Source organism: Rhodospirillum rubrum ATCC 11170 (genome assembly GCF_000013085.1).
In the GTDB taxonomy this organism is placed as follows: domain Bacteria; phylum Pseudomonadota; class Alphaproteobacteria; order Rhodospirillales; family Rhodospirillaceae; genus Rhodospirillum; species Rhodospirillum rubrum.
Genome location: NC_007643.1, coordinates 1,240,257 through 1,256,505, shown reverse-complemented (window position 1 = coordinate 1,256,505; position 16,249 = coordinate 1,240,257). Strand labels below are relative to the sequence as shown.

Here is a 16,249-nt window from a genome sequence, read left to right as displayed (position 1 = left end):
GGCTTGGCCTTACTCGCCATCCGGTTTTCCGTCTTTAACACGACCTAATAGGTAGAGAAAGTAGTTTTTACGAATCCAGGGATGGGCCAAGGGCTTGCCAAAGGCGCCGCGGTTCGATGAAAAAGCCGGTTAAGCCCGCAGCGCCAAGGGTTTGGCGCGCTCGATACGCTCCACGTCCTTGGGACTGTGCAGAACCTCCCACAGGTCGTTCCGCCGCTGCGCGTTCAGCCAGAAGTCCGGGCTATTGCCAAATACGCGGGCCAGAATAAGCGCGGTCGCCGCCGTGACGGTGCGTCGATTATTGCACAGCTCGTTGACATGTTTGCGCTGAACGCCCATCGCCTCGGCCAGCGCCGCCTGCGTCAGGCCAAGCGGCCCCATGAACTCTTCCACCAGGATTTCCCCGACCGTCACCGGCTTGCGCTTGGTCATCATCATCTGTCACCTCACCGATAACCGTGGTCGTCGAGATAAATGCCCGACGCTTCGCCGCGACCGCCGTCCCATCGAAAGATCAGCCGCCATTGCTTGTTGACGCGAATCGAATACAGGCCATCAAGGATGCCATGTAGTTTTTCGAAATGATTGCTGGGCGGCACGCGCAAATCCTGATCGGTCATCGCATCGTCGATCATCTGGAGCTTTCGGAACAATCGGCTTTCGAGATCGGCAGGAATACTGCGGCAGTGGATATCCTCCACGAAAAAGGCCCGCAGCCATTCATCGCGAAATCCAACGATCATGCCTTACCCCCCAACAACCGAGTCAATGTACCACTCCATGGGACTTTCCACACCGTCTTTTCCATCGCTCTTCGTCAAAGCCGGCGAAGGATCATCGGGTTCCCCAATTGGGACGGGCTAAAAACCGGTTCCCGCCCTTCCGCGCCATCGCCACCCCACCCTATTGGCTTTGGATCAAAGTTTCCGCGCTAAAGGGGGCTCATTGAACGTGGTTTGATCAAGGCGCAGGGTTTCGATGAAGGCGCGCAGGGCGGCGGTCATGCGTCGGCTGGGGTAGTAAAGGCGCAGGCCCGGGAAGGCGGGGCACCAGTCTTCGAGAACGGGCCGCAACCGCCCATCGGCCAGCCAGTCGGCGGCGCGCGGCCGCAGCACGCAGGCCAGCCCGGCACCGGCGCTCGCCGCTTCCAGCAGCGTATGGTCGTTGACGCACAGCGGACCGGTCGGATCGACGGTGACGCGCCGCCCGGCCTTTTCCAGCTCCCAGCGATAGACGCCCTCGGGAAAGCGAAAGGCGATCACTGCACGTTCAACCAGAAGTCCGGCCTGGGGGTGATTGCTACAAGGCGTAGGGTTCGCGTACCCCCGGATCGTCGGGCGGAAAGTCCTTGGTGTTGCGGGTCACAAGCAAGCGTCCGGTGGTCTGCGCCGTGGCCCAGATCACCGCGTCAGGCAGTTTAATGCGATGGGCGCGCCGCAAGTCCACCGCGCGCTTGGCGATCTTGTCGTCCAATGCGATGACTTTGAAGCCGTCGAGAAAAAGCCGGGTCGGCTCTATCAGATCGGCGCGCGCGCCCACCATCACCTCCATCCATGTGATGATGCTGATGGCGCGACTCTCAAATCGCTCGATTTCCTCGCTAGCCTCGGGGCGGGCGTTCAGATGATCGATGAGGATATTGGTATCGAAAAGCGCGCCTACCATTCGCTGCGCGCCTTCTCCTGATAGGCCAGACCATCGACCTTGCGCTTGCCCCAAAGGCCGAAACCGTCCGCGACCTGTTCGCGGTGATGACGATCTAGATAATCGTCTATCGCCGCCCTGATCAGCGCGGCACGCGACTGGCCCACCCGCTTGGCAAGGGTGTCGAGGGCTTCGATCTGGGCATCGCTCATATCGACAAGGGCTCTCACTGCGTCCTCCATTGATATGTGATATGCATATCAAATGGTGCGGTGCGCTGAAAAAGAAAAGGCCGCCTCGGCGTTGGTACCCGATGCACTCCGCCTATTCCTCGTCGCCCCCATCCCACGGGGCCCCGGTGTTCGGCGGCGAGTGTGTGGCCCCTAAGCGCAGGGTTTCGATGAAGGCGCGCAGGGCAGCGGTCATGCGTCGGCTGGGGTAGTAAAGGCGCAGGCCCGGGAAGGCGGGGCACCAGTCTTCGAGAACGGGCCGCAACCGCCCATCGGCCAGCCAGTCGGCGGCGCGCGGCCGCAGCACGCAGGCCAGCCCGGCGCCGGCGCTCGCCGCTTCCAGCAGCAGCGTATGGTCGTTGACGCATAGCGGACCGGTCGGATCGACGGTGACGCGCCGCCCGGCCTTTTCCAGCTCCCAGCGATAGACGCCCTCGGGAAAGCGGAAGGCGATCGTCGGAAAGCGCCGCAGATCGGCGGGATCGGTCAAGGGCGGCGCTCCGGCAAGCAGGCTTGGCGCGCCGACGATGACCAGACGCAGCGGCGGCCCAAGCGGCAGGCTGATCATATCCAGGGCGATGTTTTCACCGATGCGCACCCCGGCATCGAAGCCCGCCGCCACCACATCGACTAGCCCGTCATCGGCCTCCACCTCCAGATCGACCTCGGGATAAAGCCGGGTGAAGCGGGCGACCAAGGGCGCCAAGGCGAAGGCCGCGGCCGAGCGCGGCACGCTCAGGCGCAGGCGACCGAAGGGACGGTCGCGGAAGCCGTCGATCTCCGACAGCGCGCCTTCGATCGACGACAACGCCGGCCCCAGGCGATCAAGCAGGCGCTCGCCGGCCTCGGTCGGGGCCAGACTGCGGGTGGTGCGGTTGAGCAGACGCACCCCCAGGCGATCTTCCAGGCGTCGCACGCAATGGCTCAGCGCCGAGGGCGATACCCCGCGTTCCTTCGCCGCCTTGCGGAAGCTGCCCAGGCGGGCGACGGCGGCGAAAGCATCAAGATCGGCCAGACCCGCCCGCTCCATAGGTGAATTCCCTTCATCGGTTCACGTCAAACAGGGTGGATTATCGAACAATAGGCCGACTGCTATCTCTCGTCCCCGCCTTTCGCGATGTCAGGAGAATACGCTATGGATTCCCTTCCCCTCGGATCTTCCGGCCTGCGCTGCTCGGCCCTTGGCCTCGGCTGCATGGGCATGTCGGAATTCTATGGCCCAAGCGACGACGCCCGCTCGCTGGCCACCCTGGAGGCCGCCGTGGAGCAGGGGATCACCCTGTTCGATACGGCCGATATGTATGGCGCCGGCCACAATGAGACGCTGCTGGGCGGCTTTCTCAAGGGGCGGCGTGACAAGGTGGTTCTGGCGACGAAATTCGCCATTGTCCGGCCAACGGCGGCCTATGCGCGGACCATCGACAACAGCCCGGCCTATGTGCGCTCGGCCTGCGAGGCCTCGTTGCGCCGCTTGGGCATCGACACCATCGATCTTTATTACGTCCACCGCCGCAACCCGCAAACGCCGCTGGAAGACACCCTGGGGGCTTTGGCCGAATTGAAGGCCGAGGGCAAGATCCGCGCCGTCGGCCTGTCGGAGGTGTCGGCCCAAACCCTGCGCGCCGCCCATGCGATTTTGCCGATCGCCGCCGTGCAAAGCGAATATTCGCTGTGGACCCGCGATGCCGAGGCCGAGGTGCTGGCAGCCTGCGCCGAATTGGGTATCACCTTTGTCGCCTATAGCCCGCTGGGCCGGGCGGCCCTGACCGGGGCGATCACTCCGACCACCCTGGTCGAGGGCGATTTTCGCCGGGCGATGCCGCGCTTTGGCGCCGAGGCCTGGGCGGTCAACCGGCCGCTGGTCGAAGCCCTGGGCGATTTCGCCAGCGCCCGCGGCGCGACGCCGGCCCAGGTCGCCCTGGCTTGGCTTTTGGGGCGCCCCCAGCCCCTGGTGCCGATTTTCGGCACCCGTAGCCCCGAACGCCTGCGCGAGAATATCGGCGCGGCCGCCCTGCGCCTTTCGGCCGACGACCGCGCCATCCTCGACGCCCTGTTCCCCCCCGGCATCGCCCAGGGCATGCGCTATACCGAAGAGGGCATGAAAAACCTCGACGTCTAAAAACTACCGTCTTCGCGTCTCTGCGAACACCGCCCGCACCGCTTCTGGAATCGGCACGGGGCGGGCGGTGTCGCGGTCGACGAAAACATGGGTCCAGTGTCCCTGGGCGGCGGCTTCGTTATCATCGGGAGCGAACAGCGCCAGCCCATAGGTGACGCTGGTCCGCCCCAGATGATCGACACAAAAACCGCCGTCAAGAAACGATCCGGCCGGACCGGAGCGCCCGAAATCAAGGGCCTTGGTGAACAGGCAGCGGGTTTCGGCGGCGAAGGTGCGCAAAGGCGAGTCCAGAAGATCAAGCCCGGCGCGCTCGGCCAGGAAGGTGACGACGATCAACTCGAAATAGCGGTAATAGGTTACATTATTCACATGGTGGAACGGGTCGAGGTCGCCCCAGCGCATTTGGATGGGCAGAAAAAACGGGTAAGCCTCGCGCCGGTCGATGGACTGCTTGGGCATGCCGGTCCCCTATTGCGCGGTCCAGCCGCCATCGATCGACAACGGCACGCCGGTCAGCGTATCGGCCGCCTCGGAACACAGATAAACCGCCATGGCGCCGATCTGCTCGGGGGTGACGAAGCGCCGCGTCGGCTGCTTTTCGCTGAGCAAATCGACGGTCGCCCGCTCGACGGTAACGCCGTCGCGGGCGGCGCGGGCGTCGATCTGGGCCTGCACCAGCGGCGTCAGCACCCACCCCGGGCAGATGGCGTTGACGGTGATGTGGCGGGTGGCGTTTTCCAGGGCGGCGACCTTGGTCAGCCCAAGGACCCCGTGCTTGGCCGCCACATAGGCGGCCTTGCCGACGCTGGCCACCAGTCCATGGGCGCTGGCGACATTGATCACCCGCCCCCAATCGCGCTCGCGCATTCCCGGCAAGGCCGCCGCCGTGCAATGGAAGACCGCTGAAAGATTGATGGCGATGACGCTATTCCAGCGCTCGGGCGGAAAATCGACGATGTCGCTGGTATGCTGAATGCCGGCGTTATTGACCAGGATATCGACCTGCCCCATTTCGGCGATCGCCTGAGCGATTAGAGCGCGGCAGGCCTCGCCCTGCGCCAGATCGGCGTCGATATGGATGGCGCGCACCGAAAAACTGGTCTCGATGTCCTTGCGGATATCCTCGATCGCCTCGGGCGCCCCGAAGCCGTTCAACACGATATCGACGCCCTGCCCGGCCAGGGCCCGGGCGATGCCAAGGCCGATTCCGCTGGTCGACCCGGTCACCACTGCGCATTTGCCTTTCATCGATCCCCTCTCCCATGATGAGCCATTGCTCCTTGCGGCTGTCCGCAAGGCGACTAGACTCACCTTAGGTAGGGTAACCCTTGCGGCTTTTTAACCTCTCAGCGCTTGAAGACACTGGCCGCGGCGTTGAAAGCCCCGCCCTTGGCGGCGATCTGGGCGCGGGCGCGGGCGATTTCGGCTTCCAGCGCGCTGATATAATCCTCCAGATCCTTCACGGTCATGTCGTCTAGGCTAACCGGCTTGACCGGTTTGGCGCGGGGGTCGAGGTCGTCCGTATCCATGGCGGGTCTCCAGCGGGGTCGATGCTCTTTCATTGCACCAAGGGGCTTGGCCGCACAATATGGAAGGGTCGCCCTCGTTTCGATCACCGGTTCGGCGCGCGCCTTATCCGCCCAGACCGTTTTCCCTGACCGCTTTCAAGGAGTCGCCATGACCGCCCCCCTGCCCGACCAGATGCGCTGCGTCGAAATCGCCGGAGCCGGCGGCCCCGAGGTCTTGAAGATGGCCGCGCGGCCCCTGCCCGTGCCCGGGGACGGCGAGGTGCTGATCGCCGTGGCGGCGGCCGGGGTCAACCGCCCCGATGTCTTCCAGCGCCAGGGCAGCTATCCGCCGCCGCCCGGCGCCTCCGACCTGCCGGGACTGGAGGTGGCGGGCACCATCGTCGCCATCGGCGCCAAGGCCGGCGAAGGCTGGCGGATCGGCGACCGGGTTTGCGCCCTGCTCTCGGGGGGCGGCTATGCCCAATACGCCAGCGCCGATGCCGCCTTGTGCATGCCTGTGCCCCAGACCCTGGGCCTTGACGAGGCCGCCGCCCTGCCCGAGACCTTCTTTACGGTGTGGCACAACCTGTTCCAGCGCGCCCGCCTGCAAGAGGGCGAAAGCCTGCTTGTCCACGGCGGCTCCAGCGGCATCGGCACCACCGCCATCCAGATGGCCAAGGCCTTTGGCGTTACGGTCTATGTGACCGCCGGCACGCCGGAAAAATGCGCCGCCTGCGAAGCCTTGGGCGCCGACCGGGCGATCAATTACCGCACCGAGGATTACCCCACCGTTATCAAGGAACTGACCGGCGGGCGCGGCGTCGACGTGGTGCTCGACATGGTCGGCGGCGATTATATCGACCGCGATCTGCGCATCCTGGCCGAGGACGGCCGCCATGTGAACATCGCCTTCCTTCAGGGCTCCAAGGTCACCGTCGATCTGATGCGGATGATGCTCAAACGCCTGACCCTGACCGGCTCGACCCTGCGCTCGCGCCCGGCCACGGTCAAAGCCGGCATTGCCCGCGCCCTCGAGGAAAAGGTGTGGCCGCTGCTTGAACAAGGGAAGCTGCGGCCGCCGATTCATGCCCGTTTCGCCCTGGAAGACGCGGCGGAGGCCCATCGCCTGATGGAACGCTCCGACCACATCGGCAAAATCGTATTGACCCTTTGATGATTTTCCCGGGTCGGCCGTTTGACCCGGGCATCGACTGCGGCTATATCTGCCTAAGTTGCTAGCCGGCTCTCGCGCCGGGGGTCGTTCCTCGACCCGCCCGTCGATCCGCGGACTGGACATTCCATCCTGCCTGGACACCGAAGGGCTCCGCTTGTCCGGGAGGATGGGCGGAAAAGCGACGCCGTTGTCTGGCCGTTCCGTGAAGGAACCGCCGAAGGAAGAAAGAGGAGACACAATGGCTCTGCCCCTGATGCCCAAGGCGACAGCCGTCTGGCTGGTGGAGAACACCACCCTGACCTTCGAACAGATCGCCGAGTTCTGCGGCATGCATGAACTGGAAGTGCAGGCCATTGCCGACGACGAGGTCGCCGTCGGCATCACCGGGATGGACCCGGTGGTCAAAGGCCAGCTTCTGGCCGATGAAATCGCCCGCTGCGAGGCCAATCCCACCGCCCGCCTCAAGCTGCGGCCCTCGGAAAACCCCATTCCGCAGGCCCGCCAGAAGGGCACCCGCTACACCCCGGTCTCCAAGCGCCACGATCGCCCCGATGGCATCGCCTGGATCTTGAAGAACCATCCCGAGGTGACGGAAGCCCAGATCTGCAAGCTGCTGGGCACCACCAAGCCGACCATTGGCGCGATCCGCGACCGCAGCCACTGGAACGCCCAGAACATCAAGCCGCGCAACCCGGTGACCCTTGGGCTGTGCAGCGAAGCCGATCTGGAAAAGGCCATCGCCCTGTCGGGAAACCGCCGCAGCCTGATGGCCCAGATGAACGCCACCTATAGCGAATCGGCGGCTTCGGTGCCGCCGGCCTATCATGACGATGACGACGAGGACGATCGCCGGATCTGATCGCGATCAGGGCCGACCGATAAAAAGGGGGGAACCGCGAGGCTCCCCCTTTTTTGATGGGCGAAACGCCGACCCGCCTCCCCGCTCTATTCGGCAGCCAGCGCCGCGCCGTCGTTGGCCGGGGCGAAGAGGGGGGCGGTTTCGCGCAGGCAGCGGGCGAAAGCGCCGAGGCCGGCCGACGACAGCGGCACGAAGGGCGTGCCGCGCTTCAGGCAGGCGCGCTTGGCCTTCAGGCAGGCATCATGGCTGATGCAATCGACCGGGCAGATGACGATATCGGCGCCCGAGAGCACTTCGCCCAAATGGGCCCGGCCATCCTCGCGCCCGGCGTCGTGGTGGGCGAAGCGGCCATTGCTGTCTTCGACCAGCTTGCGCAGGCTGGGCACGGTGCGCGGACGGCCGCCGACATAAAGAATGGTCCGGCCACCCAGATCGAGCGGCGGGCGATCGCCCGCCTCCCCGTCGTCGTCGAGCGCCAGATCCTCCAGGGTTCGCAGATCCTCGGCCTGTTCGGCGAGGCGCCGGCGCAGATCGTCGCGGTCGGCGCGCACCTCGGTCAGCAGACGCTCGGCCTCGGCCAACTTGCCCTGCAAGCGGTCGGCCCGCCAAGCCTCGCGGTTCAGACGCTCGCGCAGGCCCTCCATCGTCGCCTCCAGGGTCTGGATGCGCAGATCGCGGCAGCCGCCCTCGCCGGCTTCCTCCAGGCGGCGCACCAGGGCGCGGGTACGGGCGCGCTCGGCTTCGATGGCGGCGCGCAACTGGCCGATCTCGCCCTGCTTGATCTCGATCTCGCGCAGGCGCCGGGCCTCGGCCTCGGCCAAACGGTCCTCGACGGCCTCGGTTTCGCGCTCCATCTCGGCCAAGCGGCGGACATCGGCGCGATTCGCCGCACCCATCAGATGCGACAGCATATGGACCTCGCCAAAGGCCCGTTCGAGCAGCGTCCGCGACGCCAAGGGATGGCACATCAAGGCCCAATAGGGTCCGGGGATGTCGCCGGCCTCGCGCGCGCCGTCCCATAGCGCCTCGAGCGCGTCGTTATCGGCGGCCTTGCGGAATTGGGCGAGCGCCCGGGTGTGGCGGCGCTCCAGATCCTTGTCCATCAGCTTGGCGATGCCCTTTTCCGCCGGACCGGCGGCGCCGGCGGCGCGCACGAACACGCCGTGCAAACGATAGTCCGGGGCATCGGCGGGCACCGACAACCGCGTCTTGGTCGCCAGCTTGCGCAGATCGGACATGGTCAGGCAGGTGCCGACGATCGAACAATGGAAATGGGGATCAAGCTCCCACAGGCGACGGCGCCCGACGATCGGTCGCAGGGAAAGGGTGTCGGTCATGGCCGGCCTCGCGCATCCAATGGGGGGATCGAAGGCGCTAGGGCGGCGAGCAGACGGGTGGATACCGGCCCTCTGCGTCATCGCCGCTCTAACCTATTGAATCCAGATCAAGGTTTCCGCGTTTAACGGGTCTCGTCCACCGCGGTCCGATCTAGCCTAAAACGGCGGGAAGACGCGGTCAATGCTATTGATAATCGTTATCAAATTCATCGGCCTTTTCCGAGCTCCCACTTTCGTTGGCCCCAGGGGATGACAAGCCGGTTCGCGGTTCCCATTGTCTCCAGACACACCTAAAAGGATAGAGATATGCCCCTGGCCCTTGGAGAAGACCCCATCCTTTCCCCTCCCTCCAATGTGGCTTTTCGGTCTAATGGCTTCGGGGGCCTATGGGGTCTGTTGCCCCGGGCGCTGGGCGGCGGAGAAAGCTTCCGCGAGGCCCTGGACCAGTTGCCGGTGCCGGTGATCCTGGCCCGGCCCGACATGGTGATTTCGTGGATGAACCGCGCCACCCGCCGCTCGCTCGAGCGCATCGCCCATCTGCTGCCGGTCGCCCCCGAGGACGTGGTCGGCCAGTCGATCGACGTCTTCCACCGCCATCCAGCCCATCAGCGCGCCCTGATGGCCAAACCCGGCGCCCTCCCCCACCACGCGGTGATCGCGCTCGGCGACGAGTTCCTTGATCTGCAGATCGAGGCCCTAGGCGAGCGGGCGGCGCCCAAGGCCTATGTGCTGACCTGGAGCATCGTGACCGAACGGGTCAAGGCCGAACGGCTGGTGAGCCAGCGCAACCATATGCTCGATCAGCTGCCGGTCAACGTCATGCTGGCCGATCCCAAGACCATGCTGATCACCTATGCCAACCGCACCAGCCTCGACACCCTGGCCAAGCTCCAGCATCTGATGTCGTTTTCGGTGAGCGATCTGGTCGGGCGCAGCATCGATATCTTCCACAAGAACCCCAGCCACCAGCACGCCATCTTGTCCGACCCCAAGCGCCTGCCCTTCCATTCGAAGATCCGCCTGGGACCCGAAACCCTGGACCTGCGGGTTACGGCGATTTTCGGCGAGCGGGGGGAGTATGAGGCGATGCTGCTCTGCTGGTCGGTCTCGACTCATCTGGTGAAATTGGCCGATGATTTCGAGAGTCATATCAAGGGCTTCGCCGATATGATCGGCTCGGCGTCGACCCAATTGCACAGCACCGCCGAAAGCATGAGCGGCGCGGCCGAGGAAGCCTCGTCCCAGGCCGCGGGCGTATCGGCCGCCGCCGAGGAACTAAGCGCCTCGGTCCAGGAACTGGGATGCCGTCTCAAGGCCAGCCAAACCTTGCTTGAGCAGGCGCGCGCCGCCGCCCAGACCAGCACCAGCGAGGTCATCCAGTTACGCGACGCCGCCCAGCAGATCGATTCGGTCATCGATGTCATCGGCGAGATCGCCGGCCAGACCAATCTTTTGGCGCTCAACGCCACCATCGAGGCCGCGCGGGCCGGTGAGCATGGGCGGGGCTTCGCCGTGGTCGCCGGCGAGGTCAAGGACCTGTCGGCGCAAACCGCCAAGGCCACCGGGTCGATCACCGGCGAGATCCGCAATATTCAGACCAGCACCGACGCCACGGTGGGCACCATCGATACCATCGTCACCCTGGTCGAGGAAATCACCGGAGTGTTCAGCGCCATGCAGGATTCGATCGCCATCCAAAGCGAGGCCACCCGCGAGGTCGCCCGCAACATCACCGGCGTCAGCGAAGCCTCGTCGATCACCAGCAGCGCCGCCTGCGACACGATGGGCGCGGCCAGCGAATTGTCGCGCACGGCCGAGGCCCTGCGCGGCCAGGTCGATAATTTCCTGGCGACCGTGCGCAAACTATAAGGGGCGGCAGGTCGGGTTCAGGTAATGCGAAAACGCCTCAAGGCTTCGGCCAGATCGGCGCCGAAGCTGCCGCCCTTGCTCAGATAGGCCGCGCTGGCGGGCAGACGGGCGAGGAAGGCGTTGTTGCGCTCGAAGCTGGTCAGGATGCAAAAGGGAATCCCTTCGGTCGCCGGCATGGCGGCCAGGGCGCAGCCGACGTCGATCCCCGACAGCACATCGAGCACCGCCGAGGAGATCACCAGATCGGGCCGGGTGCGCACCGCCAGCTCCAAAGCCTCCATCGCCGTGCGCACGGTGGTCACCTTATAGCCGCAGTTCTGCAGCTCGCGGCCGATGATCGCCGCGCTCGACCGCTGGGGCTCGATCAGCAGGATTTCCACGTTGAGATGGGCGACGTCGGCCAGATCGAAGGGGCGGCGGGTGGGCAGCGAGCGGAAGAACTCGGCGTTGTCGGTGGAGCTTTCGATCTCCCCCGACAGCAGGCCGCGCAAAACGTCAACGAAGGTGCCGTAGTCGTCGAGATTGAATTCGGTCGGCTGATCAAGGTCGGCGATGTAGTCGCGGAACCGGCGCAACGCCAGATCCAGCAAGGGAAAATCGGTGGCGGCGCCCAACATGTTAAGGCGGGCGACCAGGGTGCGGATGCGCTGGGTTCCCTCGACGGCCGGGATGGCGCCCGAACGGATGTTACCGACGGTCACCTCCAGTTCGCTGGTGGTGTCCTGAGCCTCTTCAAGAAATTCCGCTTCCACCTGCGCGCCGTAATCGTCGCGAGCCATTCCTACCCCCTGACCATTCGTCTATCACCCGATTTTGCTAGTTTATCGACGAAAGATGTTTGCCAGAAAGGGAAATCAATCCGACGCGCGTGAAATCTACACCGGCGTATTGACGTGGCCCATCTTGCGGCCCCGGCGGCTTTCCACCTTGCCATACAGGTGCAGGCGGGCGCCCGGCGTCGCCATCAGAAGCGGCCAGTCATGGACCTCGTCGCCGATCAGATTGGTCATCCGCATCGCCCGGAAGCGGGACGGATCGCCCAAGGGCAGGCCGCAGACGGCGCGCACGAATTGCTCGAATTGATCGGTGTGGCAGGCGTCCATCGTCCAATGACCGCTGTTGTGGGGGCGCGGCGCCATTTCGTTGACCAACAACGAGCCATCGGCCAGCACGAACAACTCGACGGCCAGCAGCCCGACCAGATCAAGGGCCAGGGCGGCGCTCTCGGCGATGGCGCGGGCGGCGATCGCCGTTTGCGGACGGATCGGCGCGGGCACCGACGAGGTATGCAAGATGCCCTCGCGGTGGTGGTTCAACGTCGGCTCGAAACAGGCCGTCGCCCCGTCGGGGGCGCGGGCGATGATCACCGAGATCTCGGAGACGAAGGGCACCAACCCCTCGAGCACCGCCGGCCGGTTGCCCAAGGCAGCCCAGGCCGCCGCCGAGTCGCCCGGGGCGTTCAGCCGCACCTGCCCCTTGCCGTCATAGCCCAGGCGCGTGGTCTTGAGAATGGCCGGACAGCCGATCTTCGCCACCGCCTCGGCCAGGGACTGCGGGCCGTCGGTGACCGGCGCCCAGGGGGCCGTGGCGATCCCCAAATCGTTGAAAAAACGCTTTTCAAGAATGCGGTCCTGGGCGGTTTCCAGGGCTTTCCAGCCGGGGCGGACCGGCCGCAAGGCGGCGAGATGGGCGACGCTGGCCGCCGGGATGTTCTCGAATTCAAAGGTGATGACATCGACCGAGGCGGCGAAGCGCGACAGCGCGTCTAGGTCGTCGTAAGCCGCCAGGGTGACCATCGGACAAACCTGCGAGGCCGGTCCGTTATCCTCGGGGGTGAAGATGTGGCAGGAGATGCCAAGGCGGGCCGCCGCCAGCGCCGTCATCCGGCCAAGCTGGCCACCGCCCAGAATTCCCAATCGCGCGCCCGGCCCCACAGGCCCCAAGGCCGCCAGCCGTCCAACCATGGCCATCACTTAACCCTCATCCACCGGTTCTTCGGCGACCTCGGCCGTCTGGCGGTCGCGCCAGGAGATCAGCTTCGCCTCGATATCGGGTCGCGACAGCGCGACCACCGAGGCGGCGATCAGCCCGGCGTTGATCGCCCCGGCCTTGCCGATGGCCAGGGTTCCCACCGGCACGCCGCCCGGCATCTGCACGATCGACAGCAGGCTGTCCATTCCCGAAAGCGCCTTGCTTTCAACCGGAACCCCAAAGACCGGCAAGGTGGTCATCGCCGCCACCATGCCCGGTAGATGGGCCGCGCCGCCGGCGCCGGCGACGATCGCCCTTAGGCCGCGCGCCCGCGCCGTCGTCGCGTAATCAACCAGCCGCGCCGGGGTCCGATGGGCGGAAATAATGCGCTTTTCCGCCGGAACGCCCAGCATCTCCAGGATGTCCCAGGCATGGCGCAGGGTAGCCCAGTCCGACTGGCTGCCCATGATGACGCCGACCAGCGGCGCCTCCGAGGGGGTATGCATGGCTGGTTCCCTTTGCCCCGATTGCGGAAAGCGGCGGAGTATGGCGAGCCCGGCCCCCTCTGGCAAGCGGCGCCGGCCGGCATGATGACGGGGCGCGCCGGCCCTCCGTGGTTTATGGCCTCCCCGTGCTATGCTGGCCCGACCGTCAGCGGTTCCCGAAAGGAACCCCCCGCCCCACGACGCCAGCCTGGAGGCCCGCGAGCCATGGCAGACGAGATCGAGCGCACCCAGCCGGCCCGCGAGCCGGGAGACGCCTTGCGCCGGCGGATGGACGCCTATCCACCGCCCCCCGACCACCCCGACCACGGCGCCAGCCAAGAGGATCGCCAACGCGGCCGCAGCGCCTATCGCCTCGGCGCCTCGCTGGCCCATCCCCCCCAGCCGATCCAGGACGAGGCCAGCGTGCTTGGCCTGCCGCCCCGGCTGCTGACTCCACGGATCCAGGAGGCGATCACCGGCCTGATGGAGGAAATGGAGCGCACCCGCCTCCGCCTCGCCAGCAGTCAGGCCCATGAAAGCGTTCTCAGCGGCCTAGCCGATGCCGATGGCGTGCTGCCGGTGCTCAATCGCCGGGCGATCCTGCGCGAGCTTGATCTGCGGGTGCGTCTGGCCCGGGAGGGCGGGCCGCCGTTTCTCGTCAGCCTGTTCTATCTGACCAATTTCGACGCCCTGCGCCGCATCGCCGGCCTCGATGCCGCCCTGGCCGGGCTGACGCGGCTGGCCGCCGAGGTGCTGAGCGCGGCGGGCCTGGGCGACGGACGGTTGAAGGCCGATGATCTGACCGAGGGGCGCTTCCCCCCCCTGGCCGGCTCCCTGGGCGGTGCCAGCGTCCTTTTGGCCCGGGGCGACGAACCGCAGCGACCGCCCGATCAATTGGGCGCCCGGGCTGAAAAGATCCGCCTTGGCGTAACCGACAAGGGCCTGCGCTGGGGGGGCGTTCTGCTGCCGTTGGCGGTATCGGCCGCCACCGTCCTGGCCGATGGCCGTGAAGAGACCGGGGCGCTTGTCGCCCGCCTAGACGGCCTGCTCAGGCAATGATGTCGGGGATCATCCGGTTTTCAAGACGCGAGATCTGATCCTTGAGGGCAAGCTTACGCTTTTTCAGCCGCTGCATCTGAATCATGTCAAAGGGCATGTTCTCGGTGATCCGGGCGATCACCGCGTCAAGGTCACGGTGTTCCGTGCGTAATTCCTCTAGCTTGGCCCTCAGGCCATCAAGCTCATGATCGTCCACGCCTGGCACCCCTCCTGGAACGGTCACCCCGGAGTCCGAGGTCATGGATTTGACACTAGCAGAAGTCCGGAGAGAACGGTATGGCTGGCGTGTTATACCTTGAGTCCAAAGCCGAATTGACCCACCGTGGTTGCGAGCAACCACCCAGAACAAATAACATCATATCCGATCAAGGGAACATGTCATGGCCGAGATTAGACGCATCGGAGTACTCACCAGCGGCGGCGATTGCGCCGGGCTCAACGCGGTGATCCGGGCGGTTACCCACCGCGCCCGCCGGGCCTACGGCTGGAAAGTGTTCGGTATTCTCGACGGAACCATGGGGCTGATGGACCGCCCCTTGCGCTACCGCGAGCTCGACTCGGAAATGTTTTCGGGCTTCGACATTCTGCGCGCCGGCGGCACCGTTCTGGGTACCGTCAACAAGGGCGACCCCTTCGCCTTCCCCATGGCCGACGGTTCCAAGACCGACCGCTCGCTTGACTTCGTCGACGGCTTCCACAGCCTGGAACTCGACGCCCTGGTGGTGGTCGGCGGCGACGGCTCGATGCGCATTCTCAAGAAGCTGTGCGACAAGGGCAGCATCGGCATGGTCGGCGTGCCCAAGACCATCGACAACGATGTTCACGGCACCGAATACGCCGTCGGCTTCTCCACCGCCACCAATGTGGTGACCGAGGCCCTGGACCGTCTGCAGGCGACCGCTGCCAGTCACCACCGGGTGATGATCCTGGAAGTCATGGGCCGCGACGCCGGCCATATCGCCGTCAGCGCCGGCATCGCCGGCGGCGCCGATGTCATCTTGATCCCCGAGATCCCCTATACCCTGGAAGGCGTGGCCAAGCGCATCCGCGAGGTTCAGCAGGAAGGCCGCAGCCACGCCCTGATCGTCGTCGCCGAGGGCGTGCTGACCCCCGAGGGCGAGCGCGCCACCGTGGCCTATGCCGGTGGCCAAACCCGCTATGGCGGCATCAGCCAGTATCTGTCCGACCGCATCGCCCAGGACACCGGCACCGAAACCCGGGTGACCATCCTCGGCCACGTCCAGCGCGGCGGCATTCCTTCGATGCGCGACCGCCTCCTCGCCTCGGCCTTCGGCGTCCATGCCGTCGATCTGGTGGCGGCGCGCAAATTCGGCCGCATGGTGGCTTGGCAGGACCGGGGCGTCGTCGACGTGCCGCTGGAAGAGGTCTGCATCGGACCGCGCAGCCTTGATCCCAATGGTACCCTGGTCCATGCCGCCCGCGGCCTGGGCATCTATGTCGGCGAAATCGGCGCCGCGTAATATTCTTTCGTTTAGCCGGGTTTTGCTTTTAAAGCCAGCCCGAGTCGTTGGGGCGACCGCCGAAAAACTCGGCGGTCGCCTTTGTTTTCGGCCAATAACCCTTCGTATGCCCCCACTAAAAAAACCCCCTCAGGGAAAGGGGTGACTTGTCATGCAACTCTTGGGCTTGGCCCCCGTCTTTTCCTTTTTTCGCCACAACATGACCACTGGCTTCCCGGGAACGACGATGGTAGGCTTCTTCTTGTCTCTGAAACGAGTAAGGAGGACCATTCAATGGGTCAGGACGCTCGCAAGGATGCTCTTAACAACCGCCATGCGGAACTGGAAGAGCGACTGGAACACGAGGCTACACGACCGATCCCCGATACCTCGGTCGTCACTACCTTGAAACGCCAGAAACTCCGTATCAAAGACGAAATCCACCGCATGGAGGCGCGCTGACAACCGGCGCATTCTGACCCCGGCGCGCCGCGTTTCCCGACGCGGCCATAGCACGGCGCGGTCGAAGCACGG

General features: G+C 65.4%; 21 protein-coding genes. 7 read left to right on the top strand and 14 right to left on the bottom strand.

What is annotated here, in order from left to right:
- Positions 1-129 precede the first annotated feature (129 nt).
- From RRU_RS05565 to RRU_RS05540, 6 genes are all read right to left on the bottom strand, one after another.
- On the bottom strand, positions 130-438 hold the full coding sequence (locus RRU_RS05565) for a HigA family addiction module antitoxin (RefSeq protein WP_014626089.1): 309 nt from the start codon (positions 436-438) through the stop codon (positions 130-132).
- An 8-nt stretch (positions 439-446) separates the two neighbouring features.
- Positions 447-743 carry a type II toxin-antitoxin system RelE/ParE family toxin gene (locus RRU_RS05560; RefSeq protein WP_011388819.1) on the bottom strand — a complete coding sequence of 99 codons (297 nt, stop codon included), beginning with the start codon at positions 741-743 and terminating at the stop codon, positions 447-449.
- A gap of 174 nt (positions 744-917) precedes the next feature.
- Positions 918-1,262 carry a LysR substrate-binding domain-containing protein gene (locus RRU_RS05555; protein WP_011388818.1) on the bottom strand — a complete coding sequence of 115 codons (345 nt, stop codon included), beginning with the start codon at positions 1,260-1,262 and terminating at the stop codon, positions 918-920.
- A 37-nt stretch (positions 1,263-1,299) separates the two neighbouring features.
- Positions 1,300-1,665, bottom strand: a complete 366-nt coding sequence (locus RRU_RS05550; RefSeq protein ID WP_011388817.1) for a type II toxin-antitoxin system VapC family toxin — start codon at positions 1,663-1,665, stop codon at positions 1,300-1,302.
- The gene (locus RRU_RS05545) at positions 1,659-1,874 is read right to left on the bottom strand and encodes a ribbon-helix-helix domain-containing protein (RefSeq protein WP_011388816.1); all 216 of its coding nucleotides are present in this window, start codon (positions 1,872-1,874) and stop codon (positions 1,659-1,661) included. The genes RRU_RS05550 and RRU_RS05545 overlap by 7 nt, the downstream gene beginning before the upstream one ends.
- Before the next feature lie 94 nt (positions 1,875-1,968).
- Complete coding sequence (locus RRU_RS05540) at positions 1,969-2,904, bottom strand: LysR family transcriptional regulator (protein ID WP_011388815.1); 936 nt, start codon at positions 2,902-2,904, stop codon at positions 1,969-1,971.
- A 105-nt stretch (positions 2,905-3,009) separates the two neighbouring features.
- Between RRU_RS05540 and RRU_RS05535 the strand changes: the two genes are divergently transcribed.
- Positions 3,010-3,993 carry an aldo/keto reductase gene (locus RRU_RS05535; protein ID WP_011388814.1) on the top strand — a complete coding sequence of 328 codons (984 nt, stop codon included), beginning with the start codon at positions 3,010-3,012 and terminating at the stop codon, positions 3,991-3,993.
- A gap of 3 nt (positions 3,994-3,996) precedes the next feature.
- Here the strand turns inward: RRU_RS05535 and RRU_RS05530 are convergent, their stop codons facing one another.
- From RRU_RS05530 to RRU_RS05520, 3 genes are all read right to left on the bottom strand, one after another.
- Positions 3,997-4,452, bottom strand: coding sequence for an acyl-CoA thioesterase (locus RRU_RS05530; RefSeq protein ID WP_011388813.1), 456 nt, complete (start codon positions 4,450-4,452; stop codon positions 3,997-3,999).
- Between the two features lie 9 nt (positions 4,453-4,461).
- Complete coding sequence (locus tag RRU_RS05525) at positions 4,462-5,241, bottom strand: 3-hydroxybutyrate dehydrogenase (RefSeq protein WP_011388812.1); 780 nt, start codon at positions 5,239-5,241, stop codon at positions 4,462-4,464.
- A gap of 98 nt (positions 5,242-5,339) precedes the next feature.
- Positions 5,340-5,522 carry a DUF1192 family protein gene (locus tag RRU_RS05520; protein WP_014626086.1) on the bottom strand — a complete coding sequence of 61 codons (183 nt, stop codon included), beginning with the start codon at positions 5,520-5,522 and terminating at the stop codon, positions 5,340-5,342.
- A gap of 148 nt (positions 5,523-5,670) precedes the next feature.
- On the opposite strand from RRU_RS05520, the gene RRU_RS05515 reads away from it, so the two are divergent.
- Both RRU_RS05515 and RRU_RS05510 read left to right on the top strand, forming a co-directional pair.
- Positions 5,671-6,675 carry an NAD(P)H-quinone oxidoreductase gene (locus RRU_RS05515; protein ID WP_011388811.1) on the top strand — a complete coding sequence of 335 codons (1,005 nt, stop codon included), beginning with the start codon at positions 5,671-5,673 and terminating at the stop codon, positions 6,673-6,675.
- A 238-nt stretch (positions 6,676-6,913) separates the two neighbouring features.
- Positions 6,914-7,534, top strand: a complete 621-nt coding sequence (locus RRU_RS05510; RefSeq protein ID WP_011388810.1) for a DUF1013 domain-containing protein — start codon at positions 6,914-6,916, stop codon at positions 7,532-7,534.
- Positions 7,535-7,620: 86 nt separating this feature from the next.
- Here the strand turns inward: RRU_RS05510 and RRU_RS05505 are convergent, their stop codons facing one another.
- Complete coding sequence (locus tag RRU_RS05505) at positions 7,621-8,871, bottom strand: DUF2325 domain-containing protein (protein ID WP_014626085.1); 1,251 nt, start codon at positions 8,869-8,871, stop codon at positions 7,621-7,623.
- 396 nt (positions 8,872-9,267) lie between these two features.
- Here RRU_RS05505 and RRU_RS05500 point away from each other — a divergent pair, with 396 nt between their 5' ends.
- Positions 9,268-10,740: a methyl-accepting chemotaxis protein gene (locus tag RRU_RS05500; protein WP_237703837.1), complete on the top strand. Its 1,473-nt coding sequence runs from the start codon at positions 9,268-9,270 to the stop codon at positions 10,738-10,740.
- Positions 10,741-10,757: 17 nt separating this feature from the next.
- On the opposite strand, the gene RRU_RS05495 is transcribed toward RRU_RS05500, so the two are convergent.
- The 3 genes from RRU_RS05495 to purE all read right to left on the bottom strand — a co-directional run bounded on the left by RRU_RS05495 (position 10,758) and on the right by purE (position 13,217).
- Complete coding sequence (locus tag RRU_RS05495; protein WP_011388807.1) at positions 10,758-11,519, bottom strand: response regulator; 762 nt, start codon at positions 11,517-11,519, stop codon at positions 10,758-10,760.
- A 96-nt stretch (positions 11,520-11,615) separates the two neighbouring features.
- The gene (locus RRU_RS05490; RefSeq protein WP_011388806.1) at positions 11,616-12,710 is read right to left on the bottom strand and encodes a 5-(carboxyamino)imidazole ribonucleotide synthase; all 1,095 of its coding nucleotides are present in this window, start codon (positions 12,708-12,710) and stop codon (positions 11,616-11,618) included.
- Between the two features lie 3 nt (positions 12,711-12,713).
- Positions 12,714-13,217, bottom strand: coding sequence for a 5-(carboxyamino)imidazole ribonucleotide mutase (purE, locus tag RRU_RS05485; protein WP_011388805.1), 504 nt, complete (start codon positions 13,215-13,217; stop codon positions 12,714-12,716).
- Between the two features lie 204 nt (positions 13,218-13,421).
- On the opposite strand from purE, the gene RRU_RS05480 reads away from it, so the two are divergent.
- The gene (locus RRU_RS05480) at positions 13,422-14,255 is read left to right on the top strand and encodes a diguanylate cyclase (RefSeq protein ID WP_011388804.1); all 834 of its coding nucleotides are present in this window, start codon (positions 13,422-13,424) and stop codon (positions 14,253-14,255) included.
- Here RRU_RS05480 and RRU_RS05475 read toward each other — a convergent pair.
- Complete coding sequence (locus RRU_RS05475; protein ID WP_011388803.1) at positions 14,245-14,451, bottom strand: YdcH family protein; 207 nt, start codon at positions 14,449-14,451, stop codon at positions 14,245-14,247. The two genes, RRU_RS05480 and RRU_RS05475, sit on opposite strands and share 11 nt — an antisense overlap.
- Before the next feature lie 184 nt (positions 14,452-14,635).
- Here RRU_RS05475 and RRU_RS05470 point away from each other — a divergent pair, with 184 nt between their 5' ends.
- Positions 14,636-15,736 (top strand): ATP-dependent 6-phosphofructokinase, encoded by a 1,101-nt coding sequence (locus tag RRU_RS05470; protein ID WP_011388802.1) that lies wholly within the window; start codon positions 14,636-14,638, stop codon positions 15,734-15,736.
- Between the two features lie 273 nt (positions 15,737-16,009).
- Positions 16,010-16,177 (top strand): YdcH family protein, encoded by a 168-nt coding sequence (locus RRU_RS05465; RefSeq protein WP_081467689.1) that lies wholly within the window; start codon positions 16,010-16,012, stop codon positions 16,175-16,177.
- Positions 16,178-16,249 lie beyond the last annotated feature (72 nt).